This window comes from Pseudomonas sp. NPDC089758 (assembly GCF_044748705.1).
Taxonomy (GTDB): Bacteria; Pseudomonadota; Gammaproteobacteria; order Pseudomonadales; family Pseudomonadaceae; genus Aquipseudomonas; species Aquipseudomonas putida_X.
Window position 1 is genome coordinate 14,242 of sequence record NZ_JBIVGN010000016.1, and the last position, 25,993, is coordinate 40,234.

Annotated in this window: 26 protein-coding genes and 3 tRNA genes; 9 read left to right on the forward strand and 20 right to left on the reverse strand. The window is 60.8% G+C overall.

What is annotated here, in order from left to right:
* Window positions 1-61 precede the first annotated feature (61 nt).
* The 17 genes from queC to ACIPZH_RS19925 all read right to left on the reverse strand — a co-directional run bounded on the left by queC (window position 62) and on the right by ACIPZH_RS19925 (window position 13,562).
* The gene (gene queC, locus ACIPZH_RS19845; RefSeq protein ID WP_267818127.1) at window positions 62-736 is read right to left on the reverse strand and encodes a 7-cyano-7-deazaguanine synthase QueC; all 675 of its coding nucleotides are present in this window, start codon (window positions 734-736) and stop codon (window positions 62-64) included.
* Between the two features lie 16 nt (window positions 737-752).
* Window positions 753-1,400 (reverse strand): 7-carboxy-7-deazaguanine synthase QueE, encoded by a 648-nt coding sequence (gene queE, locus ACIPZH_RS19850; RefSeq protein WP_267818129.1) that lies wholly within the window; start codon window positions 1,398-1,400, stop codon window positions 753-755.
* A gap of 159 nt (window positions 1,401-1,559) precedes the next feature.
* Window positions 1,560-2,375 carry a tol-pal system protein YbgF gene (ybgF, locus tag ACIPZH_RS19855; protein WP_400637492.1) on the reverse strand — a complete coding sequence of 272 codons (816 nt, stop codon included), beginning with the start codon at window positions 2,373-2,375 and terminating at the stop codon, window positions 1,560-1,562.
* A gap of 6 nt (window positions 2,376-2,381) precedes the next feature.
* Window positions 2,382-2,879, reverse strand: coding sequence for a peptidoglycan-associated lipoprotein Pal (gene pal, locus ACIPZH_RS19860; protein ID WP_023381906.1), 498 nt, complete (start codon window positions 2,877-2,879; stop codon window positions 2,382-2,384).
* A gap of 54 nt (window positions 2,880-2,933) precedes the next feature.
* A complete protein-coding gene (gene tolB / locus ACIPZH_RS19865; RefSeq protein WP_267824068.1) occupies window positions 2,934-4,205 on the reverse strand; it encodes a Tol-Pal system beta propeller repeat protein TolB in 1,272 nt (423 codons plus the stop codon).
* 26 nt (window positions 4,206-4,231) lie between these two features.
* Entirely contained in the window at window positions 4,232-5,308 is a 1,077-nt protein-coding gene (tolA, locus tag ACIPZH_RS19870; protein WP_400637494.1) for a cell envelope integrity protein TolA, read from the reverse strand.
* Window positions 5,308-5,760, reverse strand: coding sequence for a protein TolR (gene tolR / locus ACIPZH_RS19875; RefSeq protein WP_012315816.1), 453 nt, complete (start codon window positions 5,758-5,760; stop codon window positions 5,308-5,310). Before tolR ends, tolA begins: the two co-directional genes overlap by 1 nt.
* 14 nt (window positions 5,761-5,774) lie before the next feature.
* On the reverse strand, window positions 5,775-6,470 hold the full coding sequence (gene tolQ / locus ACIPZH_RS19880) for a protein TolQ (RefSeq protein WP_010952367.1): 696 nt from the start codon (window positions 6,468-6,470) through the stop codon (window positions 5,775-5,777).
* Window positions 6,471-6,472: 2 nt separating this feature from the next.
* On the reverse strand, window positions 6,473-6,925 hold the full coding sequence (gene ybgC / locus ACIPZH_RS19885) for a tol-pal system-associated acyl-CoA thioesterase (RefSeq protein WP_400637496.1): 453 nt from the start codon (window positions 6,923-6,925) through the stop codon (window positions 6,473-6,475).
* A 124-nt stretch (window positions 6,926-7,049) separates the two neighbouring features.
* On the reverse strand, window positions 7,050-8,096 hold the full coding sequence (gene ruvB / locus ACIPZH_RS19890; protein ID WP_241805972.1) for a Holliday junction branch migration DNA helicase RuvB: 1,047 nt from the start codon (window positions 8,094-8,096) through the stop codon (window positions 7,050-7,052).
* A complete protein-coding gene (gene ruvA, locus ACIPZH_RS19895) occupies window positions 8,093-8,710 on the reverse strand; it encodes a Holliday junction branch migration protein RuvA (RefSeq protein WP_241805971.1) in 618 nt (205 codons plus the stop codon). The genes ruvB and ruvA overlap by 4 nt, the downstream gene beginning before the upstream one ends.
* Window positions 8,711-8,819: 109 nt before the next feature.
* Window positions 8,820-9,344: a crossover junction endodeoxyribonuclease RuvC gene (ruvC, locus tag ACIPZH_RS19900; protein WP_012315820.1), complete on the reverse strand. Its 525-nt coding sequence runs from the start codon at window positions 9,342-9,344 to the stop codon at window positions 8,820-8,822.
* 194 nt (window positions 9,345-9,538) lie between these two features.
* On the reverse strand, window positions 9,539-10,285 hold the full coding sequence (locus tag ACIPZH_RS19905) for a YebC/PmpR family DNA-binding transcriptional regulator (RefSeq protein ID WP_012315821.1): 747 nt from the start codon (window positions 10,283-10,285) through the stop codon (window positions 9,539-9,541).
* A gap of 111 nt (window positions 10,286-10,396) precedes the next feature.
* Window positions 10,397-12,172 (reverse strand): aspartate--tRNA ligase, encoded by a 1,776-nt coding sequence (gene aspS / locus ACIPZH_RS19910; protein WP_241805970.1) that lies wholly within the window; start codon window positions 12,170-12,172, stop codon window positions 10,397-10,399.
* Window positions 12,173-12,267: 95 nt separating this feature from the next.
* Window positions 12,268-12,489: an FmdB family zinc ribbon protein gene (locus ACIPZH_RS19915; RefSeq protein WP_046787975.1), complete on the reverse strand. Its 222-nt coding sequence runs from the start codon at window positions 12,487-12,489 to the stop codon at window positions 12,268-12,270.
* Window positions 12,490-12,542: 53 nt separating this feature from the next.
* The gene (locus ACIPZH_RS19920; protein ID WP_241805969.1) at window positions 12,543-12,899 is read right to left on the reverse strand and encodes a ribbon-helix-helix domain-containing protein; all 357 of its coding nucleotides are present in this window, start codon (window positions 12,897-12,899) and stop codon (window positions 12,543-12,545) included.
* Between the two features lie 189 nt (window positions 12,900-13,088).
* On the reverse strand, window positions 13,089-13,562 hold the full coding sequence (locus ACIPZH_RS19925; RefSeq protein WP_012315825.1) for a Dps family protein: 474 nt from the start codon (window positions 13,560-13,562) through the stop codon (window positions 13,089-13,091).
* Window positions 13,563-13,845: 283 nt separating this feature from the next.
* On the opposite strand from ACIPZH_RS19925, the gene ACIPZH_RS19930 reads away from it, so the two are divergent.
* The gene (locus tag ACIPZH_RS19930) at window positions 13,846-14,439 is read left to right on the forward strand and encodes a cold shock domain-containing protein (protein ID WP_277818202.1); all 594 of its coding nucleotides are present in this window, start codon (window positions 13,846-13,848) and stop codon (window positions 14,437-14,439) included.
* Between the two features lie 39 nt (window positions 14,440-14,478).
* Here the strand turns inward: ACIPZH_RS19930 and ACIPZH_RS19935 are convergent, their stop codons facing one another.
* Both ACIPZH_RS19935 and ACIPZH_RS19940 read right to left on the reverse strand, forming a co-directional pair.
* Window positions 14,479-14,685, reverse strand: coding sequence for a SlyX family protein (locus ACIPZH_RS19935; protein ID WP_039602955.1), 207 nt, complete (start codon window positions 14,683-14,685; stop codon window positions 14,479-14,481).
* A 1-nt stretch (window position 14,686) separates the two neighbouring features.
* A complete protein-coding gene (locus ACIPZH_RS19940) occupies window positions 14,687-15,106 on the reverse strand; it encodes an HIT family protein (RefSeq protein WP_400637498.1) in 420 nt (139 codons plus the stop codon).
* 760 nt (window positions 15,107-15,866) lie between these two features.
* Between ACIPZH_RS19940 and ACIPZH_RS19945 the strand changes: the two genes are divergently transcribed.
* The 3 genes from ACIPZH_RS19945 (at window position 15,867) to ACIPZH_RS19955 (ending at window position 20,000) form a co-directional block, all read left to right on the forward strand.
* A complete protein-coding gene (locus tag ACIPZH_RS19945; protein ID WP_267818153.1) occupies window positions 15,867-17,150 on the forward strand; it encodes an OprD family porin in 1,284 nt (427 codons plus the stop codon).
* A 160-nt stretch (window positions 17,151-17,310) separates the two neighbouring features.
* Entirely contained in the window at window positions 17,311-19,026 is a 1,716-nt protein-coding gene (locus ACIPZH_RS19950) for a proline--tRNA ligase (RefSeq protein WP_241805966.1), read from the forward strand.
* A gap of 20 nt (window positions 19,027-19,046) precedes the next feature.
* The gene (locus tag ACIPZH_RS19955) at window positions 19,047-20,000 is read left to right on the forward strand and encodes a hypothetical protein (protein ID WP_400637499.1); all 954 of its coding nucleotides are present in this window, start codon (window positions 19,047-19,049) and stop codon (window positions 19,998-20,000) included.
* A gap of 31 nt (window positions 20,001-20,031) precedes the next feature.
* Here ACIPZH_RS19955 and dinB read toward each other — a convergent pair whose 3' ends face one another.
* A complete protein-coding gene (gene dinB, locus ACIPZH_RS19960) occupies window positions 20,032-21,090 on the reverse strand; it encodes a DNA polymerase IV (RefSeq protein ID WP_241806130.1) in 1,059 nt (352 codons plus the stop codon).
* 220 nt (window positions 21,091-21,310) lie between these two features.
* On the opposite strand from dinB, the gene ACIPZH_RS19965 reads away from it, so the two are divergent.
* The 5 genes from ACIPZH_RS19965 to ACIPZH_RS19985 all read left to right on the forward strand — a co-directional run bounded on the left by ACIPZH_RS19965 (window position 21,311) and on the right by ACIPZH_RS19985 (window position 25,991).
* Window positions 21,311-21,387 (forward strand) — tRNA-Met (locus tag ACIPZH_RS19965).
* Window positions 21,388-21,522: 135 nt separating this feature from the next.
* Window positions 21,523-21,599, forward strand: a tRNA-Met gene (locus ACIPZH_RS19970).
* A 135-nt stretch (window positions 21,600-21,734) separates the two neighbouring features.
* Window positions 21,735-21,811, forward strand: a tRNA-Met gene (locus tag ACIPZH_RS19975).
* A gap of 245 nt (window positions 21,812-22,056) precedes the next feature.
* Window positions 22,057-24,699, forward strand: a complete 2,643-nt coding sequence (gene mprF, locus ACIPZH_RS19980) for a bifunctional lysylphosphatidylglycerol flippase/synthetase MprF (protein ID WP_400637500.1) — start codon at window positions 22,057-22,059, stop codon at window positions 24,697-24,699.
* Window positions 24,699-25,991, forward strand: a complete 1,293-nt coding sequence (locus ACIPZH_RS19985; protein ID WP_400637502.1) for a virulence factor family protein — start codon at window positions 24,699-24,701, stop codon at window positions 25,989-25,991. The genes mprF and ACIPZH_RS19985 overlap by 1 nt, the downstream gene beginning before the upstream one ends.
* Window positions 25,992-25,993 lie beyond the last annotated feature (2 nt).

The window sequence follows — 25,993 nt, forward strand, 5'->3', positions numbered from 1 at the left end:
GTTGGATGGCGCGTATAATACTGATTTCTAACGAGAAATCAACACCCCATCAAAACTTTTTTCAAAAATAACGGGTCGGGTCGTCTACACCGGCAGCCTTGAAGCCATCGGCGCGCAGGCGGCAGCTGTCGCACTTGCCACAGGCACGCCCGTCATCGTCGGCCTGGTAGCAGGACACTGTCAGGCTGTAGTCCACACCACGGGCCATACCGGCCTGTACGATCTGCGCCTTGCTCATGTTCTGCAGTGGCGCCTGGATGCGGAAGCCCTGCCCCTCGACACCGGCCTTGGTAGCGAGGTTGGCCATGCGCTCGAACGCTTCGACGAACTCAGGTCGGCAATCGGGGTAGCCCGAGTAGTCCACGGCATTGACACCGATGAAAATGTCGCGCGCCTGCAGCACTTCTGCCCAGCCCAGGGCCAAGGACAGGAACACGGTATTGCGCGCCGGCACGTAGGTCACCGGAATGCCCTCACCCGGGGTTTCCGGTACATCGATGCTGCTGTCGGTCAGCGCCGAACCACCTATGCCATCGAGGTTCAAGCCGATGACTTTGTGCTCGACCACGCCAAGGTCACTGGCGACCCGCGCAGCAGCGTTCAATTCAGCCCGATGGCGCTGGCCATAATCGAAACTCATGGTGTAGCAGCTGTAGCCTTCGGCTTTGGCCATGGCGACGACAGTGGCCGAGTCCAGGCCGCCGGACAGCAGGATTACTGCGCGTTTCTCAGTCATGTGCTTTTGCTCCTAATCAACGTCCGGGTTCGTCGTTCCACAGCAGCTTGTGCAGCTGCAGCTGGAAACGCACGGGCAGGTTGTCGGCAACGATCCAGTCGGCCAGATCACTGGCCTTCACCTGGTGATGGCTTGGCGAAAACAGCACCTCGCCGGCTCGCTCGGCGAGGTTGTACTGAATCAGCTTGGACACCGCCCAGTCATAGTCTTCGCGCGAGCAGATGACGAACTTGACCTGGTCATTGCGGGTCAGGTGCTCGATGTTTTCGTAGAGGTTGCGGTGGGACTCTTCGGAGCCCGGGGTCTTGAGGTCCACCACGCGGCTGACACGCACATCGGTAGCCGAGATGTCCAGGGCACCACTGGTTTCCAGCGAAACCTCATAGCCCGCATCGCACAGACGCTGCAGCAGCGGCAAGGCATTTGGCTGAGCCAGGGGTTCGCCGCCCGTTACGCAGACATAACGGGGCTTGAAGCCGGCCACCTGCTCCATGATCGAATCGAGGCTACGCACAGTACCGCCACTGAAGGCGTAGGCACTGTCGCAATATTGACAGCGCAGGGGGCAACCGGTCAGGCGCACGAATACCGTGGGCAGCCCAGCCGTGCGTGTTTCACCCTGCAAAGAGTAAAAGATTTCGGTGATGCGTAATGTGTCTTGCATGATCGCCACGGGCGTGACAGCTAAACAGGCTGTCCGCCTCCGTCAGGCACTGTCGCGGACTCGACATGGCGTTATCCGCAGCAGCGTGTTTAAGAAAAAGGGCACTGATTCTAACGAAAAAACCCGCGACTGGCGCGGGTTTCTTTTGAACGGTGTTACTTAGAGCTTCTGCAGGTCACGCTGCGCCAGCTGTGCGGCGGAGGTGCCGGGGTACTGGGTAATGACTTGCTGCAGGATGCCCTTGACCTTGTCGGTATGGCCCATGCGGCGCTCAACGTCGGCCAGCTTGTACAGGGAGTCCGGTACCTTGCTGTGCTTGGGATACTTCTGGCTGACCTGGGCAAAAGCCTGGCTGGCACTTTGCAGGTCACCCTTGGCCAGGTTCACCTCACCCAACCAGTACTGGGCGTTGCCTGCGTACTGGCTGTTCGGGTACTTGCGCAGGAAGGCGGCGAACGCCTGGCTGGCCTTGTCGAAGTCCTTCTGCTTGATCAGGTCGAAAGCCGCATCGTAATAGAGCTTTTCTTTCGCCGGATCACCCGGCTCGCTGTTGGCGGCCGGCTGCTGTGCAGCGGCGCCAGCGGCGCCTGCTGCTGCACCGGCGGCGGCATCGGGTGCAGCACCGGTGGAGGAATTATCGGGGGTCGCGGCAGGCGCGCCACCACTGTTGATGCGGCGGTCCAGATCCTGGTAACGCTCCAGACTTTCCTGCTTCATGCGGGCGACATCGTTTTGCAGCTCTTCGATGATGCCTTGCTGGCGGGATATCTGGTCCTGCATCTGTTGCAGCTGCATGAACAGCTGGCCCTGTGCTGAGGCAGGGGTCGAAGCCCCTGCCCCGGCATAGGCGCCGCTCGTGCCATAACCCGAAGGTGGATAAGCACCTGCGTTGTCATCTACTACAGGAACCGCAGCCCACGCCGAAAGCGGAAGGCTGAGTGCGAGGACGGTCACAGCACGACGGCACATACGCATAAGAACTTACTTACGCAGTTCTACGCGGCGGTTCTGAGCCCAGGACTGCTCGTCGTTGCCGGTGGCAACTGGACGCTCTTCGCCGTAGGAAACCAGTTCCAGCTGAGCAGGGGAAACGCCCTGCAGAACCAGGTAGCGCTGAACGGCCTTGGCACGACGCTCGCCCAGAGCCATGTTGTACTCGCGAGTACCGCGCTCGTCGGTGTTGCCTTCCAGAACAACGCGGTTGCCGTTGGCCTTCAGGTCCTTGGCGTGAACGTCCAGAGCGCGCATGGCTTCTGGCTTCAGGTCCGAGCTGTCGTATTCGAAGTAGAAGGTGGTGATTGCGCGCAGGGCGGCTTCTTCGCTCAGGGAACCGTCAACAGCGCCAGTGTTGGCACCGTAGCCAGCGTTAGGATCGACAGCGCCTTCGCCAGCGTTGTCACCGCCCTTCGAGGAGCAACCTACAGCTACAGCCATGGCCAGAGCCAGCGCAGCAAATTTACCAAACTTCAGCATTTCCATCGTGAAACTCCTAATGAAACCCCAGTGTGTTAAGCAAAACGTATTACGCCGCGATCAGTTCAGGTAAGGGGACCAGGACGGTTCTCTGACTTCGCCTTGAGCGGTAGGAAGTGGGAGCCTCACGCGGCCATTAAGCGACACGAGCATCAAGACTCCCCGGCCCTGCTGGCGGGTGGCGTAGATTAGCATGGTGCCGTTTGGCGCAACAGTGGGAGACTCATCAAGACTTGTTTCCGAGAGAATCTTTACACTTCCTCTTTGCAAGTCTTGCGCCGCCACTTTGAAGTTGGTGAAACCCTGCTGACGATGGATCATTACCAGCGTCTTTTCATCCGCCGAAAGCTTCGGGTTGGCGTTGTAGTTACCCACGAACGTCACACGCTCGGCGCTGCCGCCACTGACCGACTGTTTGTAGATCTGCGGCTTGCCGCCACGGTCGGAGGTGAAATACAGGGTGTTGCCATCCTTGCCCCAGAACGGCTCGGTATTGATACCTGGGCCGGCAGTGACACGGCTGATCTGGCGCGAAGCCACGTTCATCACGTAGATGTCCGGGTTACCGTCCTTGGACAGCACGAACGCCAGGCGCGAACCATCCGGCGACCAGGCTGGCGCGCCGTTGAGGCCTTCGAAGTTGGTCACCTGTTCACGGCGGCCTGTGTCGATGTGCTGGATGAAAATGCGCGGACGCTTCTGCTCGAACGAGACATAGGCGATACGCTTGCCATCCGGGGCGAAACGCGGCGACAGGATAGGCTCACGCGACTGCAGCAACGTCACTGCACGCGCACCGTCGTAGTCCGAACGCTGCAGGGTATAGCGGGTATTGTTGGTCGAGAAGCGCTCGGCGGTCACGTACAGCATGCGGGTGGAAAACGCACCCTTGATACCGGTGAGCTTCTCGAACGACTGGTCGGCAATGTAGTGCGACATGTCGCGCAGCTGGTCGACGCTGCCGGCAACGCTGCCGGTCAGCACTTGCTGCTCGGTGGCGACGTTGAACAGCGCGTACTGCACCTGCAGGCGGCCGCCCGACGGTACGATGCTGCCGACCATCACGTACTGGGCGCCCAGGGCTTTCCAGTCCCGGAAGATCACTTCGCTGGCCTGGGTAGGCTGGCTGATCATGTTCTGCCGCGGGATGGGCGCGTAGTAGCCGGAGTTGCGCAGGTCATTACCAATGATATCGGCCATGTCTTCCGGCAGCACGCTGCCACCCTGCAGACCGAACGGCACTACCGCGATGGGCGTTGCCCGATCGCTGCCGCTGGTGACCAGGATGTTCTTTTCCTCTGCCATGGCCATGCCTGCCACGCAGCACAGCATGACCAGCAGTCCTCGAAGGAGTTTAATCACAACGCTAGATCCTCAGGTGTAAATGTCATCTTGAACGAACGATACGGATTGAACTCGTTCGGCTTCAAGCCCTGCATTTCGGTCAGACGACCGATGTTCTTGACCGCTGCCACCGCCGAACTGTCGAACGGGCCGTCACCACTGGAGCGCGACACGCTGACATTGGTGATGGTGCCATCGGGCAGCATGTTGATCTGCAGGACTACCGTCATGCCCTTGCGCGCTGAAGGGGGACGCGCCCAACCTTCGGCCGCTCGCATGCGGATCAGGTCGTCGAAATCGCCGGCCACCTGGTCACCCTGCTCGTCGGCCAGCGCCTGCTGCCGCTCGGTGGAATCAGACAACAGCTCGGCCAGGGCCTGGGCTTTCTTGTCTTCTGCCGCCTTGCGGGCCGCTTCCTGTGCCTTTTTCTTCTGGGCGTCTGCAGCGGCCTTTTTCTTGGCCTCTTCAGCTGCCTTCTTCTTCGCTTCCTCGGCCGCCGCTTTTTTCTTGGCGTCCTCGGCTGCTTTCTTCTTGGCCTCCTCGGCTGCCTTCTTCTTGGCCTCCTCGGCGGCTTGTTTCTTCGCCTCTTCGGCAGCCTGCTTCTTGGCCTCTTCCTCAGCCTTTTTCTTGGCGATGTCGGCCTGCTGCTTTTCAGCGGCCTTTTTCGCCTCGTCGGCCTTTTTGGCTTCGGCGGCTTTCTTGGCTTCGGCGGCCTTGGCAGCGTCTTCTGCCTTCTTCGCCTCAGCAGCTTCGCGAGCCTCTTCGGCCTTTTGAGCGGCATCGGCTTTCTTTTGTTCCGCGGCCTTCACGGCTTCCTGCTCGACCTTCTTCTGCTCCAGCTGCTCGACTTCGGTCTGACGCGCGGCGGTTTTCTTCGCTTCCCCGGCAATCTTCTGATTGGTCTGGGTGGTCGCCTGGCTCTTGGACTTGAGCTGATACAGCGTAGCCTGAACGATCGGCTTGGAAGGCGGCAATTCTGGCGTCATGGCAAAACTGACGAACAGCAATGCGAACACAAGCACATGCAGGCCGATGGCCCAGACACTGGGCCAGAAGTAGCTTTCCGAGGCGGATGGCTCTCGCTGTTGCATCAGGGCGCCTCGGTAATCAGGCCAACGTTACCGACACCGGCCTTCTGCAACCCGCCCATGGCACCCATGACCGCGCCGTAGTCGACAGCCTTGTCGCCACGAATGAAGACCTGGGTCTGCTTGCCCTGGTCGCGACCGGCGGCAATGATCTTGGTCACTGCACTGGTCATTTCGGGCAAGGTCATGGCCTTGTCCATCTGCTTGTCGGTATCGACTTCGCTGCCCAGGTTCCAGTAATACGTCTTGTCGGCTTTGATGGAGATGGTCAGGATCTGGACATTGTTGTCCTGCGGCAAGGCTTCGCTGGAAACCTTGGGCAGGTCGACCTTCACGCCCTGATTGAGCATGGGAGCCGTCACCATGAAGATGACCAGCAGCACCAGCATCACGTCGATGTAGGGCACCACGTTCATCTCGGCGACCGGCTTGCGTTTGTGGCGAACTCGGGCCATGGGTTTGTACCTGATTACTCTTCGCTGGTGTGCACTTTGCGGTGCAGGATCGCCTGGAACTCGTCGGCGAAGGTGTAGTAACGACCGATCAGCACTTCGCTGCGTGCGGCGAAACGGTTGTAGGCGATAACCGCCGGGATTGCCGCGAACAGACCGATGGCGGTAGCGATCAGCGCCTCGGCGATACCCGGGGCCACGGTGGCCAGGGTCGCCTGCTGGGCGCTGGCCAGGCCGCGGAAGGAGTTCATGATGCCCCACACGGTACCGAACAGACCGATGTACGGGCTGGTGGAACCGACAGTGGCGAGGAACGGCAAGCTCTGCTCGAGTTTTTCTTCCTCACGCGAGATGGCTACGCGCATGGCCCGGCCAACGCCTTCCATGACCGCGTCGGGGTCCACACCCGGCTGCTGGCGCAGGCGAGAGAACTCCTTGAAGCCGGCACGGAACACTTGCTCAACGCCCGAATCCGGGTCCGGGTTGCTGCCTGCCTGACGGTACAGCTTGGACAGGTCGATACCCGACCAGAAGCGTTCCTCGAAGGCATCCAGCGCACGACGACCGGCGCGCAGCATGGTGCTGCGCTGGAAGATCATGATCCATGAGGTGACCGAGGCGGCCACCAGGGTCAGCATTACCAGCTGTACCACCACGCTGGCATTGCTGACCAGACTCCACATGGAGGTATGGTCGACGACGTTAGCTTCCACGCTTATTCTCCTGCATTCGATTGAGTACGCGAGCCGTCCGCCACAAAGGCGTCGCGCAGCTTGGGGGGTATGGCTCGGGGTTTGAAAGTGTCGGCGCGCACGGCGGCCACCAGGAACTGCCCTTCGCAGAGCAGCGTTTCATCCTTTTCCCGCCAGACCTGCTGCACGAAACGCAGGCTGGCGCGATTGAGTTCAAGTACGTGCGCGGTCACTCGAAGTTCGTCGTCCAGGCGCGCCGGCGCGTGATAGCGCGCTTCGCTCGAATGGACCACGAACAACAGGTTCTCACCGGCCAGTTGCTGCTGGGAAAACCCCAGGTGCCGCAGGCGCTCGGTCCGCGCGCGCTCCATGAATTTCAGATAATTGACGTAATACACCACGCCACCGGCATCGGTATCTTCGTAATAGACGCGACAGCGGTGAGCGAAAGGTTCCAGGCCATTTTGCGCGCGCATACTCTAGTGCTTACTCCTCAGCTTGCCAATCCGCTGCAGCAACTGTTTTTTCTTCATTAATGTCTATTGCCAGCGCACCTGAGGCATGCCAGCGGTAGGACCACGAAAAGCGGGTTTCGATCTGTCATTCATCGCCTGCTTCGGAAAATTCTGCCCCCTCACCCAAGCGCCCGGGAACGTTCAGGCCGAAGTGCAGGTAGGCATGGCGGGTGACCACGCGCCCGCGCGGCGTGCGCATGATGTAACCCTGCTGAATCAGATAAGGCTCGAGCACATCCTCGATGGTATGACGCTCTTCGCTGATCGCTGCCGCCAGGTTATCCACGCCCACCGGGCCGCCATCGAACTTTTCGATCATGGTCAGCAGCAGGCGGCGGTCGGAATGGTCGAAGCCACGCTCGTCGACGTCCAGCAGGTTGAGCGCCATGTCGGCCACCGCCTTGGTGATCTGCCCCTTGCCGCGCACCTCGGCATAGTCACGCACGCGGCGCAGCAAACGGTTGGCGATACGCGGCGTGCCGCGGGCACGGCGGGCGATCTCGTAAGCCCCCTGGTCCTCGATGACCAGCCCCAGAATATTGGCCGACCGGCTGACGATGGTCGCCAGGTCCTTGTCGCTGTAGAACTCAAGGCGCTGGACGATACCGAAGCGATCGCGCAGCGGGTTGGTGAGCATGCCGGCGCGGGTCGTGGCCCCCACAAGGGTGAAGGGCGGCAGGTCGAGCTTGATCGAGCGGGCAGCGGGGCCTTCACCGATCATGATGTCGAGCTGGAAGTCCTCCATGGCCGGATACAGCACCTCCTCGACAACCGGTGACAGTCGGTGAATCTCGTCGATGAACAGGACGTCATGCGGTTCGAGGTTGGTCAGCATGGCCGCCAGGTCGCCCGGGCGCTCGAGAATCGGCCCCGAGGTACTTTTGACCGACACGCCCATTTCCTGGGCGATGATATTGGCCAAGGTGGTCTTGCCCAGGCCTGGCGGACCGAAGATAAGCGTATGGTCGAGCGATTCGTTGCGACCGCGGGCAGCCTGGATGAACAGCGCCATCTGCTCGCGCACCACCGGCTGGCCGATGTATTCATCCAGGCGCAGCGGGCGGATGGCACGGTCCTGGACCTCTTCGCGGTCGCGGCCACTGGCGGCAATCAGGCGGTCGGCTTCGATCACTTGGTAATCATCCCTTTGAGGCTGCGACGGATCAGCTCCTCACTGCTCAGCCCGGCCTTGTCCTTGATCGCGGACACTGCCTTGCTGGCTTCCTGCGGCTTGTAGCCCAGGGAAACCAGGGCGCTGACGGCATCGGCCTCGGCGCTGGAGGCGCTGCTGACCGGCACCGGCCCATCCGAAACAAGCGTGAACATGGCCGGTGAGGTTTCCCAGGCCTTGAAGCGGTCCTTGAGCTCGACCAGCAAGCGCTCTGCGGTCTTCTTGCCCACACCAGGCACACGCACCAGCGCCGATGTGTCCTGGGCCTGGACGCAACGCACCAGTTCGTCGGCCTCAAGGCCCGACATCAAGGCCAGCGCCAGCTTCGGGCCCACGCCATTGAGCCGGATGAGCTCGCGGAACAGTTCGCGCTCGCGCTTTTCATGAAAGCCATAGAGCAGGTGGGCATCTTCGCGCACCACCAGATGGGTATGCACGGTGACCGTTTCGCCGACTTTCGGCAGGCGGTACAGGGTGGTCATGGGCACTTCAAGCTCATAACCCACGCCATTGACGTCGATAATCAGGTGCGGCGGTTGCTTTTCCGCCAGGGTGCCGCGCAAACGTCCAATCACGTTTCGATCCTTCCTCTCGGGGAGCCGATCAAAGACCGCTCAACCCTATCAGCAAATACGTCGGGTGAACGCGCCACCCTGACAAAATGTGTATCAGCTCATGAAGCAGCTACAGACGCAAGCGCCCACCGCGCCGCCGCGCCGTGGCCAGGCCGTGCGGCACCAGGCTGGAACGGGTATGGGCATGGCACAGGGCAATCGCCAGGGCATCAGAGGCATCGATCTGTGGTTTCTGGGTCAGCTTGAGCAGGTGCATGACCATCAGCATCACCTGTTCCTTGTTAGCCCCGCCAGTGCCGGCCACGGCCTGTTTGACCTGAGTCGCGCTGTATTCGGCGATTTCCAGGCCGGCCTCGGCGGCGGCGACGATGGCCGCGCCGCGTGCCTGGCCAAGCTTGAGCGCCGAATCAGGGTTGCGCGCCATGAACACGCGCTCGATACCCATGGTCACAGGGCCATGTTGGGCAATGATTTCACTGACACCGCGAAAAACGATCTGCAGGCGCTCGTGCAGCTCGCCGCTGCCGGTTCGGATACAACCCGACGCCACGTACTCGCAACCACGGGCAGTCTGGCGCACAACGCCATAACCGGTGATGCGCGAGCCGGGGTCGATACCAAGAATCAGAGTCATAACGCCTTTCGTGTAGGGGGTGCTTGAAAGCCTGAGCTCAATTCAAGGCTATTGGGGCCGCTGCGCAGCCCATCACCGGCAAGCCTGCTCCCACAGATGCAGCGCAACGCTTGAGGGGTGCGCTTGACTACAGGAGCAGGCCTGCCGGCGATGGGCCGCCCAGCGGCCCCAATTACAACCTTGCTGGCGACACCTTAGCCGAGTTTTTCCATGATCTCGTCGGAAATCTGTGCATTGGAATAGACGTTCTGCACATCATCCAGGTCTTCGAGCATGTCGATCAGCTTGAGCACTTTCTCCGCGCCCTCCTGATCCAGCTCGGCACTGGTGGTCGGCTGCATGACGATTTCCGCGTCTGCGGCCTTGAAGCCGGCTTCTTCCAAGGCGTTACGCACGGCATAGAAGCTGTTGAACGAGGTGAACACCTCGAACGAGCCATCTTCGTTGGCCACCACATCGTCGGCGTCGGCTTCCATGGCGGCTTCCATCAGCGCATCTTCGTCCACGCCCGGCGCAAAGCTGATCTGCCCCTTGCGCTCGAACAGGTAGGCCACCGAGCCATCGGTACCAAGGTTGCCGCCACACTTGGTGAAAGCATGTCGTACAGCGGCTGCGGTACGGTTGCGGTTGTCGGTCATGGCCTCGACCATGATCGCCACCCCGCCCGGGCCGTACCCCTCGTAGCTCAGCTCTTCAACGTTATCGCTTTCGTTGGTGCCGGCACCACGGGCCACAGCGCGATCGATGATATCGCGGCTCATGTTGGCACCCAGGGCCTTGTCCAGCGCCAGGCGCAAGCGCGGGTTGGAGGCCGGGTCACCTCCGCCCTGCTTGGCAGCGACGGTCAGCTCACGGATCCACTTGGTGAAGATCTTGCCTCTCTTGGCATCCTGGCGCTCTTTGCGGTGCTTGATGTTCGCCCACTTGGAATGACCAGCCATAACGACTCCAAACTCTTGAAACACAAACAATTGCGCCCCGAGAGGGGCGCAACGACAAATGCCTGCGCCGAAACGCAAAGGCGCATCCATCTGGATGCGCCCGGGGTCCGCTTACTCGACCTTGGTCTGTTCGCGCAGGCGGATATGCAGCTCGCGCAGGGCCTTGGCATCAACCAAACCAGGCGCCTGAGTCATCACGCACGCGGCGCTCTGGGTTTTCGGGAAGGCAATCACTTCACGGATCGACTGGGCACCGGTCATCAGCATGACCAGGCGGTCCAGACCGAAGGCCAGGCCACCGTGAGGCGGAGCACCGAACTTCAGGGCATCGAGCAGGAAGCCGAACTTCTCTTCCTGTTCTGCCGCTTCGATACCCAGCAGGCGGAACACTGCCTGTTGCATCTCTTTGCGGTGGATACGGATCGAACCGCCACCCAGTTCGGTGCCGTTCAGCACCATGTCGTAGGCACGCGACAGCGCGGTGGCCGGGTTGGCCTCGAGCTCTTCGGGGGTGCACTTGGGCGCGGTGAACGGGTGGTGCAGGGCGGTGAAGCTGCCGTCTTCGTTCTCTTCGAACATCGGGAAGTCGACGACCCACATCGGCGCCCACTCGCAGGTCAGCAGTTCGAAGTCGTGGCCCAGGCGGATACGCAGCGCGCCCAGGGCCTCGCTGACGACCTTGAACTTGTCGGCACCGAAGAACACGATGTCGCCGTCTACGGCACCTACGCGATCAAGGATCACGTTGAGGTTGGCTTCAGGGATGTTCTTGACGATCGGCGACTGCAGGCCTTCGACGCCTTTGGCACGCTCGTTGACCTTGATGTACGCCAGGCCGCGGGCGCCGTAGATGCCGACGAACTTGGTGTACTCGTCGATCTTGCTGCGCGGCATGCTGGCGCCACCTGGCAGGCGCAGTGCGGTAACGCGGCACTTCGGATCGTTGGCCGGGCCTGCGAAGACCTTGAAGTCGACATCTTTGAGCTGGTCGGCGACGTCAACCAGTTCCAGCGGGTTACGCAGGTCTGGCTTGTCGGAACCGTAGCGGCGCATGGCTTCTTCGAAGGTCATGTGCGGGAATTCGCCGAATTCCAGGTCCAGCACTTCCTTGAACAGCTTGCGGATCATGCTCTCGGTCAGGCCCATGATCTCGGACTCATCGAGGAAACTGGTCTCGATGTCGATCTGGGTGAACTCCGGCTGACGGTCAGCGCGCAGGTCTTCGTCACGGAAGCATTTGGCGATCTGGTAGTAGCGGTCGAAGCCGGCGACCATCAGCAGCTGCTTGAACAGCTGAGGCGACTGCGGCAGCGCGAAGAAGCTACCAGCGTGGGTACGGCTGGGCACCAGATAGTCACGCGCGCCTTCTGGCGTTGCGCGGGTGAGGATCGGCGTTTCGACGTCGAGGAAGCCATTTTCGTCCAGGAAGCGACGAATGCTGCTGGTGATGCGCGAACGCAGGCGCAGCTTGTCGGCCATTTCCGGGCGACGCAGATCGATGAAGCGGTAGCGCAGGCGGGTTTCCTCGCCGACGTCAGAGTATTCGTTCAGCGGGAACGGCGGGGTTTCAGCTTCGTTGAGCACGTTGAGCTGGTAACCGAGGATTTCGATGGCACCGGAAGCCATGTTGGCATTCACCGCGCCCTCGGGGCGCTTGCGCACCTTGCCGGTGATCTGCACCACGTATTCGCTGCGCACGCGGTCGGCCGCAGCGAAGGTTTCGGCGCGATCGGGATCGAAGACGACCTGGGCCATGCCCTCGCGGTCACGGATGTCGAGGAAGATCACCCCGCCGTGGTCGCGGCGACGATGGACCCAGCCGCAAAGGGTGACTTCCTGGCCGTCCAGGCTCTCGTTCAGTTGGCCGCAATAATGGCTGCGCATCATGATGGTGGTTTCGCTTCTCGTGATTCGTGTATTCGATGGAGGCCTTGGCCGCCCCAGGGGGCTAATACTGCAAGACCCGGCTACTGCAATTCAACTCAGTCGGCCTTGTCGCCGCCTGCCAGATTCTTTTTAGCCCCGGTCTTGAAGTCGGTTTCGTACCAGCCGCTACCGCTCAGGCGAAATCCAGGGACCGACAACAGTTTCTTCAATGCCGGCGCCTGGCAGGCCGGACAGTCGGTCAGCGGCGCTGCACTGATCTTCTGCAACGCTTCCATCCGGTGATCGCAGGATGCACATTGATAGTCATAAAGGGGCATGGGTGTCTCTCGTCAACCATTACGCTGGCTGCCCGGGGCAGCAAAAAGCGGGATTATATATGGTTAACAGGCACTGCGCAGCCCGCCTGGCGATCAGCGTCCTGCAACCACGCAACACAGATCACCCGCACCAGGCCGCTGAAGTTGCGTACCCCGCCCTGGCGCAGGTGCACTTCACGATCCACATAGGAAAGTATGGCACTGACGGAGCACTCATTGGCCTCTGCGATGCGCTCGAGGATGCGCCAATAGACTGCCTCCAGGCGCAAGCAGGTGGAAAAACCGTTGAGCCGGACCGAGCGCGATACCGGCTGAATCTGCATCATGTCGAAATCCGCCTTGAACGGATCAATGCTTTGCCTGCCCAGGCAGCGGCCTTTGCCTACTCCACGCTTGCTCGCTTGCATCATGCGCCCACATCCTCGCCACAGGTATGTTCCCCTGCACCGCAAGACAGGCACGGATGCAGGAACCAGAGGCTCAATGAAGCGCGTGCGGCCGGGCGCAAAGCAGCGGCAAAGCCTTCCCGCACAAACGAAAAAGCCCGGTGAGCTTCACTCGACCGGGCTTTGCAGGCCGCTTTTCATACAAGCGGCTGATCATTTACCGTCAAGCAGTACCCGCAGCATCCATGCCGTCTTTTCGTGCACCTGCATACGCTGGGTCAGCAGATCGGCAGTTGGCTCATCACTGACCTTGTCCACTACCGGGAAAATACTGCGGGCGGTACGCACGACCGCCTCCTGCCCCTGGACAAGCTGATGGATCATCTCGTCCGCTGCGGGCACCCCTTCCTCTTCCTTGATGGAAGAATGCCGTGCGTAAAAAGCATAGGAACCCGGCGCCGGGAAGCCCAGGGCGCGAATCCGCTCGGCGATGGAATCAACGGCCAGCGCCAGCTCGTTGTATTGCTCTTCGAACATCAGGTGCAGGGTACGGAACGAAGGACCGGTGACGTTCCAGTGAAAGTTGTGGGTTTTCAGATACAGCACATAGGTATCCGACAACAGACGGGACAGCCCTTCGACGATGGATTTGCGATCTTCTTCACTGATACCGATATCGATTGCCATGAAGTTCCCCTTTTTCATATGGCTTGATGATGATCAAGCGGGCCTCACACACTGTATCAATACTTCGCGCCACGCGCCCATGACACAGGGCAACTCATCGCCAGCAGCCACCTGCGGTTTGAGAAGGCCCCGCGTTTGCTGTTAAATAGGCACTGTGCCACCCGTGCGTGCTGTTATTGCCGGGTGCATAGGCTGGCTCACCATGTGTTCGCGCCCTACACCTCATGCGCACCATGCCGCCAGCTCTTCCTGTGATCGGCCTTATCAATTGCGAGCCAACCCCATGTTCAAGATCGTCCATCTGTTGACGGGCGCTGCAGCTTTGCTGCTATCGCTCATACCCAGCCTGAAAAACGACGCAACTCCCTTCCTGCAGCAACCGGACGCGGTCTACCTGGCCCTGCTCGGCCTGCTCAACCTGCTGCTGGCACCTGTCGTGCCGCTGTATTACCGCGGCGCCCGCCAGCAATTGCAGCATCTGGCCTGCGCCTTGCTGGTGGTGGCCGTGGTACTGCAAACCCTGACCTTGCTGGCCCGCCCCGAAATGGGCAACCTGGCGGCGCTGGTCTGCGCAGGCCTCGCAGTCATTCTGCACCTGGCTGCAGGCTTGGCCCGTAGCCCCAGAAAAAACCGACCCAGCCAAGGCGCGCCGCAGGAGACCGGCACGCGCGATACCGGCACGGTGAAGTGGTTCAACACTTCTAAAGGCTTTGGATTCATTTCCCGCGATTCGGGTGACGATATCTTCGTCCACTTTCGCGCCATTCGTGGCGAAGGCCATCGCATCCTGGTCGAAGGCCAGCGTGTGGAGTTCTCGGTAATGCACCGCGACAAGGGCCTGCAAGCCGAAGACGTGGTCGCGGTATCCCGCCGCTGACCCTGTGCAGCCCTGGGGCAAGCCCAGGGCTGGCACCCATTAGTAATGAGGCGGCGGCGCTTCCTCGCCCTCACTGCCATACTGCCCGACCATTTCCTCGTAACGCTTGATCAACTCGGCCATCTGCAACTGCAGGCGCTGAATCACCCGCCCCTGCTCGACCACCACATCATTGAGCTCCTGAATGGTGTCGTCCTGAAACGCCTGACGGGTTTCCAATTCGACTATGCGCGATTCCGGCGACATGTCAGGCCTCCTCATATGTGTCATCGAGCAGGACGCGCAAGCGCTGGCGAATGGCATCGACCTGCCCCGGCCCGTATTCGACAGCGGGCACCTTGCCCCAGACCGGCGCCGGCCAGGCGGCATCCCCATGGCGACGGACAATCACATGCATGTGCAGTTGGCTGACCACATTACCCAGCGTGGCAACGTTCATTTTGTCCGCCGCGAACTCCGTTTTGAGTGTCTCGGCCAGGCAGGTGGTTTCTTTCCACAACTGCGCCTGATCGTCCGGGCTCAGGTCGAACAGTTCGCTCACGCCGGCACGCTTGGGCACCAGAATGAACCAAGGGTAGTTGGCATCCTTGCTAAGCAGCAGACGGCACAGCGGAAAGTCTCCAAGAACCAAAGAGTCCTGCTGCAAACGCAAATCCATCTCAAACACTGAAAACCTCCACCAACGAAAAGGGGCCCGGCGTGCGGGTCTATGGCGCAAGGATACTCTGCTTCGCCCACGCAAGCATGCTGCACGCCCCCAGACTGCACCCTTATTGCACAGGAATCGCTTCAGCCTGCACAGGCGCGGTAACACTCCGCTACTTTTCGCACCAAAATGAGGCCGCAAACGAGTACACCACTGCGCTTTCACACACACAAATGACTCAACTTGAACAGCGAGCGGTAACACATTGACTTGCAAGGCAAGTTTTTTTTTTGCGGGCGGGCTGCTGCCAGATACGCCATCAGCCACCAGCCGCCCCGTGTTTACGGGCATTTTCCGGCCACGTGAGCGGCATTTGTGAAAATTTCATGAACCGTTGTTAATTTTGAGCACGCTTGTTGCATTCTTCTCACATCAAGTCGGCACGACATCTGCATAAAGCGATGGACGCAACAAATAACAACAGCCGCTTTGGATCCACCAGGGAGTTTCCCCAACCGAAATCGATAGTTACAGAATCGTTACGGTGACAGGAACAGCGCTGGCGTTGTACGGCTCGGAATTCCGGGACGTGATTTGCGACATGGAAATACCTGAAAGCGACATGGCCGTAAACTTCGCGAAACGTTGTATATGCCCATATCGCCAACAACAGTCTGCGTGCTATACATTTCCGCCGACATAACAAGAAAGAGCTGCCCCATATAACTAAAAGACTTGGGCGCAGCGGTACTCTTCCTAAAAACCAAAGGAGCAAATCACGATGCGCGTGATGAAGTGGAGCATGATCGCCCTGGCCGTTTCGGCAGGGACCTCGCAGCTGGCCTTTGCCTCTGCACAGGACGAATCCAAGGGTTTCATCGAAGACAGCCAGCTGAACGTCAAGACTCGCATGCTGTACTTCAGCCGTGACGCTCGTAACAATGATCGGGACCCTATTACCGGCGATCGCCAGAGCCGCACAGAAGAAACCGGCCTCGGCTTCCTCGGTACCTTTGAGTCGGGCTTCACCCAAGGCACCGTAGGCTTCGGTGTCGATGCCATCGGCATGCTCGGCCTGAAACTGGACAGCGGCAAAGGCCGTGCCGGTACCGGCCTGTTCCCGCAAGGCTCCGACGGCCGCTCGCAGGATGACTACTCCGAAGCCGGTGGCGCAGTGAAAATGCGCATCTCCAACACTGTGCTGAAGTACGGTAACCAGTTCACCGCCCTGCCGGTATTCGCTACCGACGACAGCCGACTGCTGCCGGAAGTTGCCGAAGGCGCCTTGATCACCAGCGACGAGATCGAAGGCCTGACCCTGCACGCCGGTCACTTCACCGGCATGAACGCCCAGGCCCAGACCTACCGCGACAGCCTGCGCCTGACTGAAGCCAACATCGTCGGTGGTACCTATGCCCTGACCGACAGCCTCAGCACCAGCCTGTACTACTCCAAGGTCGAAGACTACTGGCGCAAGTACTACGGCAATGTCAACTGGGCACTGCCGATTTCGGACAAGCAAGGCCTGGTGTTCGACTTCAACATCTATGACACCAAGAGCGAAGGCAGCGCCCTGTACAAAGCGTACGACGGCGACAAGCTCGACAACACCGCTTTCAGCCTGTCGGCTGCGTGGAACATCGGCGCTCATACCTTCACCATCGTGCATCAGCGCGTCCACGGTGATGGTGACTACGGTTACGGCGTCGACGGTGGCGGCACCGTCTTCCTGGGTAACTCGGTGGCCCGTTCCGACTTCAACGCAGAAGACGAGAAGTCCTGGCAAGCGCGCTACGACCTGAACTTCGCTGAGTTCGGCGTACCCGGCCTGACCTTCATGACCCGTTACGTGCGCGGTACCGACGCCAATGTCGCAGGCACTTCCAACGGTAAGGAATGGGAACGCGACATCGACATCAAGTACGTGTTGCAGGAAGGCCCTGCCAAGGACCTCAGCTTCCGCGTCCGTCAGGCCACCTACCGCTCCTCCGACGGCGTCTACTACGGCTCCCCGTCGCTGGACGAACTGCGCCTGATCGTCGAGTACCCGCTGAGCATCCTGTAAGCCACGCTTATAGTGCCCCGCACCTGAAAAAGCCCGGCACGCTCGCCGGGCTTTTTCTTGGCTGACAATTACCCCGCCCTGGGGCATCCTGTACGCCTTCGTTTCGCCCCCGTACAATGCGGGGTCATTTCAATGTCTTAGGCAATCGACACGGCTAACCATGCGCACCAGTCAATATTTGCTCGCCACCCAGAAAGAAACCCCTGCCGACGCAGTGGTCATCAGCCATCAGCTCATGCTGCGTGCCGGCATGATCCGCAAGCTGGCTTCCGGCCTGTACACCTGGCTGCCGATGGGCTTGCGGGTCATGCGCAAGGTCGAAGCCGTGGTGCGCGAGGAAATGAACGCCGCCGGCGCCCTGGAAGTGCTGATGCCCAGCATCCAGCCCGCCGAACTGTGGCAGGAATCCGGCCGCTGGGAACAGTATGGCCCCGAGCTGCTGCGCCTGAAGGATCGCCACCAGCGCGATTTCTGCGTAGGCCCGACCCACGAAGAAGTCATCACCGACCTGGCCCGCAACGAGCTGTCCAGCTATAAACAGCTGCCGCTCAACCTGTACCAGATCCAGACCAAGTTCCGTGACGAGATCCGCCCGCGCTTCGGCTTGATGCGTGGCCGCGAATTCATCATGAAGGACGCCTATTCCTTCCATGCCGACCAGGCTTCCCTGCAGGAAACCTACGACCGCATGCACCAGGCGTACTCCAACATCTTCACCCGCCTGGGCCTGGATTTCCGTCCAGTGCAGGCCGACACCGGCTCCATCGGCGGCAGCTACTCGCATGAGTTCCATGTGCTGGCATCGTCCGGCGAAGACGATGTGATCTTCAGCGACAGCTCCGACTACGCTGCCAATATCGAGAAAGCCGAAGCCATCCCGCGTGAGACCGTGCGCCCAGCGCCAACCGAGGAGCTGCGCCTGGTCGATACGCCAGAGGCCAAGACCATCGCCCAGCTGGTCGAGAACCACGGCTTGCCGATCGAGAAGACCGTCAAGACCCTGATCGTGCGCGGCGCGGAAGAAGGCAAGCTGATTGCCCTGATCGTACGTGGCGACCACGAACTGAACGAAATCAAGGCTACCAAGCTCGAGCAGGTTGCCGACCCATTGGTCATGGCCACCGAAGCCGAGCTGCGCGATGCGATTGGTGCCGGCGCCGGCTCCCTCGGCCCACTCAACCTGCCACTGGAAATCATCATCGACCGTTCGGTTGCCCTGATGAGCGACTTCGGCATCGGTGCCAACATCGACGACAAGCACTACTTCGGCGTCAACTGGGAGCGCGACCTGCCGGTCCCACAGGTTGCCGACCTGCGCAACGTCGTCGAGGGCGACCCGAGCCCGGATGGCCAGGGTACGCTGGTGATCAAGCGCGGCATCGAAGTGGGCCACATCTTCCAGCTCGGCACCAAGTACAGCGAGGCGCTCAAGTGCCAGGTACTGGGCGAAAACGGCAAACCGGTCGTGCTGTCCATGGGTTGCTACGGCATCGGCGTATCCCGCGTGGTCGCCGCCGCCATCGAGCAGAGCCATGACGACAAAGGCATCATCTGGAACGACGCCCTGGCGCCATTCCAGATTGCCCTGGTACCACTGCGCTACGAAACCGAGGTGGTTCGCGAGGCCACCGACAAGTTGTACGCCGAACTGACGGCCGCAGGCTTCGAAGTGCTGCTGGACGACCGCGACAAGAAGACCAGCCCTGGCATCAAGTTCGCCGATATGGAGCTGATTGGTATTCCGCACCGCATCGTCGTCAGCGACCGCGGCCTAGCCGATGGCAACCTGGAATACAAGCACCGCACCGAACAGGATGCTCAAGCGCTGCCACTCAATGAAGTGCTGACCTTCCTGCAGGCCCGCGTTCGCCGCTGATAATCAATGCACGAGTGATCATGTCCAAGCGAAGTACCTTTACCCTGGGGGGCGCCGCACTGTGCGGCGCCCTGTTCCTCAGCGGCTGCGCGAACCAGATGTCCCAGCGCAGCGAGCATGAGGAGCGCGTCGAGCGCAAGCTGCTCGAACACACACTGCAGATTGATGTCGGCGAGCCCAAGGTGATGGAGCTTCCGCAGCGACGTGTACGCATCAATGAACAGAGGCGCTTCGAAGTCACCGAGTTCGAAGTTACCCGCCGCTATGACCGCTATACGCCCTACCAACCCTGGCGGGAGATCTACGAAATCCCGCTGGGCGCGGTGGCGGTAGTGGCCGGTGCAGGCGCCAACGTGGTCAACGTTTTTGCATTGGGCAACCTTCCGGAAAGCATGACGCACGACTGGCTCAGCTATGGCGTCGCCGGGCTCAACCCGTTCATGAACGTGCAGTCCAACGGTCGCGCCCAGCAGAACCTGGCAGGGATCAGTGAGGTGCAAAAGGACAAGCGCGAGGAGTTCACCAGCCTGCCCTGGAGCGAGCGCCTGGTCGAGGTCAAAGCCGGCAAGATGACCCACGCACTGACCACCGACAGAAACGGCGTGCTACGCCTGAACCTGCTGGACAGCCCTTTCTCGGAGCAGCACCTGAACCACGTCGGCACCCTGCACCTGCAAGTGGTCGATGAAGACAACGCTGTGCGGGGCGACGCCAGCCTGCTGGTCAGCGCCACCCTGCGCAACAAGCTGCGTGAAGCCCATGAGCTGATTTTCGACGACCTGGAAGACGACGATGTCGGCCAGTGGGTACACCGGGTCAAGCGCCTGTCGGAGCTAGGCCTGGAAGAGGAAGCCAGCGAGATGGAGCAGAGCCTGATCGAACTGACCCGCAACGATCCGGAGCTGCAACAGGAGTTTGTGCAGGCACTGACCAAGGCCACCGGCCGGTTGGTGGCTGACCCAGGCGCACAGTAATAAAAGAAGGGGCTGCAGTGCAGCCCTTCTTTTATTCGTCTGCGAACAATTCCAACTGCTCGTGAGCCCCGCGCAAGTCGCGCAACCTCACCCCTACCCCTAGCAACCTAACCGGCTTGCCACCACGGGCGAATGCTTGCCGTAGCAACTGCCTATAGCTGTCCAGGTCCCTACCCGCCCCTGCCTGCTCCAGGGTTGTCTGGCTGAAGTCATGGAATTTGACCTTGACGAAAGGTTTGTCCGGCCGATAACTGCTGTCCATACGAGCGATCCGTTCATTCAGGCTGACCAGCAGTTCAGGCAAGCGCTCCAGACAACTGGCCAAGTCCGGCAGATCCGTGTCATAGGTGTTCTCCACGCTTACTGACTGCCTACGGCTATCGTTGTGCACGGCGCGATCATCGACCCCCCGCGCCAGCCCCCATAGGCGTTCACCGAAACTGCCGAATTCCCGCACCAGCGCCAGCCGCGACCAGTCACGCAGGTCCAGGCAGGTGTCGATACCCAACCGAGCAAGCTTGTCTGCAGTGACCTTGCCGACACCATGCAGCCTGGCAACGGGCAATGCGGCGACAAAAGCTTCCACCTGATCGGGCGTAATCACGAAAAGACCATTGGGCTTGCGCCAGTCACTGGCGATCTTGGCCAGAAACTTGTTTGGCGCCACCCCAGCCGAGACGGTGATGTGCAAGGTGCGCGCGACACGCCTGCGAATGTCTTCGGCGATGCGCGTAGCGCTGCCGGCAAACCACTGGCTGTCGCTGACATCCAGGTAGGCCTCATCCAGCGACAATGGCTCGATCAGGTCGGTGTAGTCGCGGAAGATGCCGTGAATCTCACGTGATGCTTCGCGGTAGGCCTCGAAACGCGGTTTGACGATCAACAAGTCAGGGCAAAGCTTCAGTGCATGGCGCGATGACATGGCCGAGCGCACCCCATAGGCACGCGCTTCATAATTGCAGGTGGCGATCACCCCACGATGGTCCGGGGAGCCACCCACGGCCATGGGGCGACCGGCCAGACGCGGGTCATCACGCATCTCGATCGCGGCGTAGAAACAATCGCAGTCGATGTGAATGATCTTGCGCAAAGACATGGATGACCGTCAGCACTGTAAATTCATACAGATAGTACCGCATGCTCTGTCAGCGAGACAGCCAACGCAGAGGTGCACTCGACAATTGGCCTGAAAGCCGCAGAGCGACTGAGTTGCCTGCCTTATTGAAGGGCTAAGGGTTTGAACGAAAAAGGTTTTTTTGAACGAAAAGCTTGACAGTGGGCGTTAAATCCGTAGAATTCGATCTCACAGGCGCGGGATGGAGCAGCCTGGTAGCTCGTCGGGCTCATAACCCGAAGGTCGTCGGTTCAAATCCGGCTCCCGCAACCAGATTCAAGAAAAGGCCACTGTTAACGCAGTGGCCTTTTTCTTTTGCCTAAAAATAGTCTTTGGTTGAAAACGTAAGCAAATCAATAAGTAACGCTTGACACCGCGCACGTTCACTGTAGAATTCGTTTCCACAGGCGCGGGATGGAGCAGCCTGGTAGCTCGTCGGGCTCATAACCCGAAGGTCGTCGGTTCAAATCCGGCTCCCGCAACCAGATTCGAGAAAAGGCCACTGTTAACGCAGTGGCCTTTTTCTTTTGCCTTCGAAAAGCAGGCCACCCGTAAGTTACTGACCAATCAAAAGTAATGCTTGACCGCCGCAGTCAACGCTGTAGAATGCGCACCTCTGACGCGGGATGGAGCAGTCTGGTAGCTCGTCGGGCTCATAACCCGAAGGTCGTCGGTTCAAATCCGGCTCCCGCAACCATATTCGTCAGAACAAACCTCGCCTGTGTAACAGCAGCGCGGGGTTTGTTGTTTTTCCCCTCCTGAAAAATCCCGGCCCCGTAGCCAGCCTTGGCTTTGCGGCGCCACCTGCTGGATGAACTATCTTTAACCCTCCCAAAGGACTGAAAGTCACGTTGCCCGGAGTAATATCTGGATACGTTTCCACAGGGAGATTCACTTGGCCGCACCATCCCCCTACCTCGCGCTGCTTGCCCGGGGTAACTCATGACAGACCGCAACCCAGAAGCCCAGGCCCCACTCGCCTCAACCCTGCCCACGGCTGCGCAGCGTTTGCCGTGGCTGGAGCGGGTGAGCCGCTATCGCCAACCCATCACCCTGGCAGTCACCCTGGTGCTGTTCGCGATGGCACTGATTGCCTGCCGACACTTGCTCAGCGAACTGGATATCTATGCACTGCACGATGCGATGCTCAGCGTGCCCACCCGCTCGCTGGTCGGCGCACTACTCGCGGCGACAATCGGGTTTTTGATCCTGCTGGGGTACGAATGGTCGGCCAGCCGCTACGCCGCCGTGAAGTTGCCCCGGCGTACGCTTCTGCTGGGCGGTTTCAGCGCATTTGCCATTGGTAACGCCATTGGCTTGTCGATGCTCTCGGGCGGTTCGGTGCGCTATCGCCTGTATGCTCGAGAAGGCCTGGGGGCCGCCGAAGTCGCGCGCATGACAGTGTTCGCCAGCCTTTCCTTGGGCTGTGCCCTGCCCCCCCTGGCAGCCCTGGCCACCTTGAGCAACTTGCCAGCGGCGGCTGCCGCCCTGCACCTGCCCGCCTCTGTAATGGCCGCAGTCGCTATCGGCGTGCTGGTACTGACTGCATTACTGGTGGCCGGCCTGTATCGCCGACGCCTGGCAGAGCAGCCGTTGCCAGACAGCCTGCTGGTACAACTGGGCCGCCGGACGCTGCGCCTGCCCGGCGCACGCCTGGCGGCGCTGCAATTGGTCATCACCGCGCTGGATGTAGCCGCCGCCGCGACGGTCCTTTACCTGCTGCTCCCAGAAGCCCCTCCGTTCGGCGCGTTCGTGCTGGTGTATCTGCTGGCCCTGGCTGCCGGTGTACTTAGCCATGTGCCTGGCGGGGTCGGGGTGTTCGAGGCGATCTTGCTCGCTGCCTTCGCCAATCAGCTGGGCGCCGCGCCACTGGCCGCGGCACTGCTGCTGTACCGCTTGATCTATGTGGTACTGCCATTGCTGCTGGCCTGTGTGCTGCTGCTGGCCAACGAAGCCAGGCGCTTGCTGTTTGCGCAGCAGGCGCTCAAGGCCGCCTCCGGGCTGGCCGCTCCGGTCCTGGCGATCCTCGTGTTTCTCTCCGGCGTGGTGCTGTTGTTCTCTGGCGCCACACCAGAAATCGACACTCGCCTGGAACACATGGGCTTTCTGGTACCCCACCGCCTTATAGATGCCTCGCACTTCGGTGCCAGCCTGATTGGCGTGCTGTGCCTGCTATTGGCCCAGGGCTTGCGCCGACGCCTCTCTGCGGCTTGGCTGCTGACTACCGTTCTGCTACTGGTTGGCGCACTGCTGTCGTTGCTCAAAGGCTTCGACTGGGAAGAGGCCTGCCTGCTGACCTTCACCGCAGCCCTGCTCGCGTTGTTCCGCCGTTCGTTCTACCGCCCAAGCCGGCTGTTGGAACTGCCGTTCTCACCGGTATTCCTGGCAGCAAGTGCGTGCGTGGTCGGTGCTTCGGTGTGGCTGCTGCTTTTTGCCTACCAAGACGTGCCCTACAGCCATGAACTGTGGTGGCAATTCACCCTCGATGCCGATGCCCCACGCGGCCTGCGCGCCACCATGGGCAGCGCGATACTGTTGCTGGCCGTGGCCCTGACCTGGTTGCTGCGCACTGCCCGGCCGGTCATACACCTGCCAGACGACGAGGAGATGCAGCGCGCCAACCGCATCCTGCTGGCTTCCGACCAACCTGACGGCGGCCTGGCCCTGACCGGTGACAAGGCCCTGCTGTTCCATCCCAATGACAACGCCTTCCTGATGTACGCACGCCGGGGCCGCAGCCTTGTAGCCCTATACGACCCGATCGGCCCGGCCCAGGAACGCGCCGAGATGATCTGGCAATTCCGCGACCTGTGCGACCTGCACCATGCTCGCCCGGTGTTCTACCAGGTGCGCGCGGAAAATCTGCCGTTTTACATGGACATCGGCCTGACCGCACTCAAGCTCGGCGAAGAGGCCCGGGTCGACCTGCGCCGCTTCGACATCGAAGCCAAAGGCAAGGAGATGAAAGACCTGCGCTACACCTGGAACCGCGGCGGCCGCGATGGCTTGAGCCTGGAGATCCATGAACCCGGCCAGGCCCCCCTGGCCGAGCTCAAGGAAATCTCGGATGCCTGGCTCGGCGGCAAGAACGTGCGCGAAAAGGGCTTCTCGCTGGGGCGCTTCAGCCCTGAGTATCTGCAGCATTTTCGCATCGCCCTGATTCGCTACCAAGGCCGGCCGGTGGCGTTTGCCAACCTGCTTGAGACTCACGGCCACGAACTGGCCAGCCTGGATCTGATGCGCGCCCACCCCGAGGCACCCAAGCTGACCATGGAATTCATGATGATCGGCCTGATCCTGCACTACAAAAGCCGTGACTACAGCCGGTTCAGCCTGGGCATGGTACCGCTTTCCGGCTTGCAGCCCCGGCGCGGCGCACCCCTGGCGCAGCGCCTGGGCTCGATGGTGTTCCGTCGCGGTGAACAGCTTTACAACTTCCAGGGGCTACGCCGCTTCAAGGACAAGTTCCAACCGGACTGGGAACCCCGCTACATGGCTGTGCCAGCCGGGCTCGACCCGCTGGTGGCACTGGCCGACACTGCCGCCCTGATTGCAGGCGGCCTGACTGGATTGGTGAAACGTTGATGATCCGACGCTACTGGCTGTACCTACTGATACCCCTGCTGCTGGCCGCATTGGCCGGGGCTACCGCCTTCTGGTTGTGGGCCCGTCCGGCCCCAGAGGCGCACCTTGAGCAACTGCCGGTCAATGACACCCACATCACCCGCGTCACCCCGGGCGTTCATGCCAAAGCCTGGGTGGCCATCGGCGTGCCTCAGGACCAGGCGCTGACCGACAAGCAGTTGCTTGACTTGAGCCAGGCCGGTGAGGCCCAGCTGGTGCAGGTCATCCTGCCGTCGGGGGACTGCACTCACCAGCAGCAGTCAATGGACAAGGCCATGACCCTGCTGGCCGAAAAACCGACCCTGGTGGCCGGTATCGGCCCTGGTGCGACCCAGGCATGGCGTTGGCTGGCCACACAGAATGACGACAAGGCCCGAGCCATCTCCGTCGACTTCAACATGGAGCAGCCCGGGTGCACTGCAGCCTTGCCCAAGTCCGCCCCTCATGGCCACTGGAGCGTCGCCTGGAACGACAACCCGGATGATGCCAGCGCCGCGTTCGTGCGCGACCAACGCAATGCCGAGACCAGCATCAGCGACTACGACATTCACCTGCCACAAGTACTCAAGGCGCAGCTGACCCAGGCCTTGGTGGGCCACGATGGTAACGCGCTGGCTATCCCGGTGGTGGAAGTGCCCGCCGGGCAAACCACCGACACCGTCACTCTATTCCTCTCAGGCGATGGTGGCTGGCGCGACCTGGACCGCGATGTGGCCGGTGAAATGGCCAAATTGGGTTACCCCGTGGTCGGCATAGACACCCTGCGTTACTACTGGCAGCACAAGACACCCGAGCAAAGCGCTGCCGACCTGTCGGCACTGATGCAGCATTATCGTCAGAAATGGGGTACCAAGCGCTTCGTGCTGACCGGCTATTCGTTCGGGGCCGACGTGCTGCCGGCCATCTACAATCGTCTGCCTGCCGAGGACCAGCAACGTGTCGATGCGGTGATGCTGCTGGCCTTCGCCCGCAGTGGCAGCTTCGAGATCGAAGTCGAGGGCTGGTTGGGCAAGGAAGGTCAGGAAGCACCTACCGGGCCGGAGATGGCGAAACTGCCGGCGGCCAAAGTGGTATGCATCTATGGCGTGGAAGAGGCCGACGAAAGCGGTTGCACCGACAAGACTGCCGTGGGCGAACGCATGAAGCTACCCGGTGGGCACCACTTCGACGAGAACTATCCGGCGCTGGCCAAGCGCTTGATCGATGAAATTGAAACACGCCAGGGCAAGCCTAGCGTGGCAGAACAGAACTGAGG

Excerpts from the sequence above, each read along its gene's own strand:
- mprF (WP_400637500.1), top strand. The coding sequence starts at position 22,057 with ATGACAGACCGCAACCCAGAAGCCCAGGCCCCACTCGCCTCAACCCTG.
- ACIPZH_RS19950 (WP_241805966.1), top strand. The coding sequence starts at position 17,311 with ATGCGCACCAGTCAATATTTGCTCGCCACCCAGAAAGAAACCCCTGCC.
- aspS (WP_241805970.1), bottom strand. The coding sequence starts at position 12,172 with ATGATGCGCAGCCATTATTGCGGCCAACTGAACGAGAGCCTGGACGGC.
- queC (WP_267818127.1), bottom strand. The coding sequence starts at position 736 with ATGACTGAGAAACGCGCAGTAATCCTGCTGTCCGGCGGCCTGGACTCG.
- ybgF (WP_400637492.1), bottom strand. The coding sequence starts at position 2,375 with ATGCGTATGTGCCGTCGTGCTGTGACCGTCCTCGCACTCAGCCTTCCG.
- ACIPZH_RS19945 (WP_267818153.1), top strand. The coding sequence starts at position 15,867 with ATGCGCGTGATGAAGTGGAGCATGATCGCCCTGGCCGTTTCGGCAGGG.
- ACIPZH_RS19905 (WP_012315821.1), bottom strand. The coding sequence starts at position 10,285 with ATGGCTGGTCATTCCAAGTGGGCGAACATCAAGCACCGCAAAGAGCGC.
- tolA (WP_400637494.1), bottom strand. The coding sequence starts at position 5,308 with ATGCAACAGCGAGAGCCATCCGCCTCGGAAAGCTACTTCTGGCCCAGT.
- pal (WP_023381906.1), bottom strand. The coding sequence starts at position 2,879 with ATGGAAATGCTGAAGTTTGGTAAATTTGCTGCGCTGGCTCTGGCCATG.
- ACIPZH_RS19925 (WP_012315825.1), bottom strand. The coding sequence starts at position 13,562 with ATGGCAATCGATATCGGTATCAGTGAAGAAGATCGCAAATCCATCGTC.
- ACIPZH_RS19985 (WP_400637502.1), top strand. The coding sequence starts at position 24,699 with ATGATCCGACGCTACTGGCTGTACCTACTGATACCCCTGCTGCTGGCC.
- ruvC (WP_012315820.1), bottom strand. The coding sequence starts at position 9,344 with ATGACTCTGATTCTTGGTATCGACCCCGGCTCGCGCATCACCGGTTAT.
- tolR (WP_012315816.1), bottom strand. The coding sequence starts at position 5,760 with ATGGCCCGAGTTCGCCACAAACGCAAGCCGGTCGCCGAGATGAACGTG.
- ACIPZH_RS19920 (WP_241805969.1), bottom strand. The coding sequence starts at position 12,899 with ATGATGCAAGCGAGCAAGCGTGGAGTAGGCAAAGGCCGCTGCCTGGGC.
- ACIPZH_RS19915 (WP_046787975.1), bottom strand. The coding sequence starts at position 12,489 with ATGCCCCTTTATGACTATCAATGTGCATCCTGCGATCACCGGATGGAA.
- queE (WP_267818129.1), bottom strand. The coding sequence starts at position 1,400 with ATGCAAGACACATTACGCATCACCGAAATCTTTTACTCTTTGCAGGGT.
- ybgC (WP_400637496.1), bottom strand. The coding sequence starts at position 6,925 with ATGCGCGCGCAAAATGGCCTGGAACCTTTCGCTCACCGCTGTCGCGTC.
- ACIPZH_RS19935 (WP_039602955.1), bottom strand. The coding sequence starts at position 14,685 with ATGTCGCCGGAATCGCGCATAGTCGAATTGGAAACCCGTCAGGCGTTT.
- tolB (WP_267824068.1), bottom strand. The coding sequence starts at position 4,205 with ATGCTGTGCTGCGTGGCAGGCATGGCCATGGCAGAGGAAAAGAACATC.
- ACIPZH_RS19930 (WP_277818202.1), top strand. The coding sequence starts at position 13,846 with ATGTTCAAGATCGTCCATCTGTTGACGGGCGCTGCAGCTTTGCTGCTA.
- ACIPZH_RS19955 (WP_400637499.1), top strand. The coding sequence starts at position 19,047 with ATGTCCAAGCGAAGTACCTTTACCCTGGGGGGCGCCGCACTGTGCGGC.